Below are 2,233 nucleotides of genomic sequence, written 5' to 3' on the forward strand. Positions count from 1 at the left end.
CCGCATCGACGTCGCCGACCTGGCCGCCGCCTCGGGGCTCACCCCCGAGCGGGTCCGCGCCGCGCTGGTCCGGCTGGGCACCTCCGGGCGCGTCGGTTACGACACGGCGGAGGCGGCCTACTTCCACCGTGAACTGCCGTACGACGCGCAGCGCGTGGAGCGTCACAACCCGCGGCTGCGCTCGGCCCTCGCGCTGGTCGCCGCGGGCGCGGTGCGTCTGGAGGGCGCGATCGGCACGGTGACGGCGGAGGACGGTCATGTGCACCGGGTGCGTGACGAGGCGGGGGTGCTGAGTTGCAGCTGTGTGTGGTGGGCGAAGTACCGGGGCGGGCGCGGGCCGTGCAAGCACGCGCTGGCGGTACGGATGGTGCGGCGGGGTGCCGCGGTGGAGCGGAACATGGTTCGGGTCGACGGGGGTGCGCGATGAGTGCGCTGATGGCAGCGGTGCGGGCGGGGCGGACCGCCGAGGTGGTGGGGTTGCTCGACGGGCTGACGGATGCCGAACGCCGGGCATTCCTGCCGGAGTTGAAGGACCTCCGCAAGGAGCTGCGGACGGCGCCGTGGGGGCAGCTGTCCCGCGGTGCCTATCCGGCGCTGCACGCGGCCGGCGCCGCCTGCGAGACGGGTGCGGCTGCCGCGGCGAACTGGATCGCCGGCAGCGACATGCGTTGGTCGCAGTCGTCGGCGGCGCTGCTGATCCACATCCTGGGCGACCGGGATGCCTCCTGGCTGGCCGATGTGACGCACCGCCTCGCCGGGCGTCCTGCCTCCGCGGGCGTGTCGTACGAGCTGATGGCCGGTCTGGTCCGGCTCTCCGGTTGTCCGGTGCCGACGACGGAGACCTATGTGCAGGCCTGGGTGGCGCACACCGGTCAGCTGTGGCAGCGCGGGGACACCCTGTTCGACCGGCTGCGCAGGGATCCTCACCTCGCGGAGCTGATGGCCGCGCTCTTCGAGACGAACGACGTCGCCGGCCCCATGGAGTGGTCCTCGGCAGAGGACATGGACGGCTGGGTCGACGCGATCGCCCGGCTGACCGTCGAGGGCGCCCTGGACCGGAAGCGGACGGTGGACGCGTGTGTGGCCCGGCTGCTGCGGGGCGGTTCGACTGTCGATCACCGGGCGTTCCTGCGTGTGTTGAAGGCGCTCGCCCTCACCCGCGAGGAGGAGCGGGAGCACATCGCCGACTGGCTGGCCCTGGCCTCGGACGCGGTGCCCACCGTGGCCTCGCACGCCCAGGCGGTGCTCGGTTCCCTTGCTCTGGACGGGGAGTTGGCTCCGCGCCGGCTGGCGGAGATGTCCGACGCGGTGCTGTTCAGGTCCGAGAAGAAGCTCGTCCGGGCGCAGCTCGTGCTGCTGGGAAAGGTGCTGGCTCGCGACGCGTCTGCCGCCGTCGAGGTGCTGCCCGCCCTCGCGTTCGCCTTCGGGCACGCGGACACCGAGGTGCAGGAGCGGGCGCTGAAACTGGTCGAGCGGCACCTCAAGAGGGTCGACTCCCCCGAGGTGAGGGCCGAACTCGCCGCGGCGGCCGACCAGTTGATCCCCGCCTTGCGCACGCGCGCGGTGGAGACGCTGGGAGCGGCACCAGCGGCGGCGGCCGTCCACGAGGAGGTGCTTCCGCCGCCCCCGGTGCCGACCCGCCTCGTGCCGGCAGCCGAGTCGGCGGTCGAACTCGCCGAGGAAGTGGGGGCGTTGCTGGCGTCCAACGGCTCCAAAGGCGATGTGACGGCGTTCGAGCGCGCGTTGGACGGACTCGTCCGTCATACCTACCAGGACCGGGGCGCCCTGGTGGAGGCGTTGGGGCCGGTGTTCGCGCGCCGCTGGTGGGACAGCCCCGATTCCGAGCACATCCGGCGTCCGGACAGCCACTTCACCAGGACGCACCAGGGCCTCCACAGCGCGGCCGACGGCCTCGACCTCCTGCTGGCTGTCCTCCGGGGCAAGGTGGGCACCGCCGCACTCCACGACGCCGTCCAGCACGGCTCCCGGTCCCGGGTGTGCGGACACAGCCCGCTGTCCGGGGCCTTCGAGGCGCGCATCTGGGAGGTGGCGTACCGCATCCGCGCGGAGCCGCTGCCGTTCCTGCTGTCGACCCCCAGCTGGAGTACGGGCCTGCTGGAGCCGGACGAGCTGGTGGCCAGGCTCGACACCTATCGGCGTCTGGGCGCGCGGGTCTCGACGGCGGACTTCGCGCAGGCGCTGCTGCGGGTGCGCCGCGGGGACCGCGTGGCGG

2 protein-coding genes are annotated in these 2,233 nt (G+C 73.3%); both read left to right on the top strand.

The features are described from left to right. A partial coding sequence (locus R6V09_RS51435) for an SWIM zinc finger family protein (RefSeq protein ID WP_317888294.1) occupies positions 1–427 on the top strand: 427 nt, incomplete at its 5' end. After that, positions 424–2,233, top strand: a 1,810-nt coding sequence (locus R6V09_RS51440) for a DUF6493 family protein (RefSeq protein ID WP_317888295.1), incomplete at its 3' end; no start/stop codon positions are given. The genes R6V09_RS51435 and R6V09_RS51440, both read left to right, overlap by 4 nt.

The organism is Streptomyces sp. W16, from assembly GCF_033194735.1.
GTDB lineage: Bacteria > Actinomycetota > Actinomycetes > Streptomycetales > Streptomycetaceae > Streptomyces.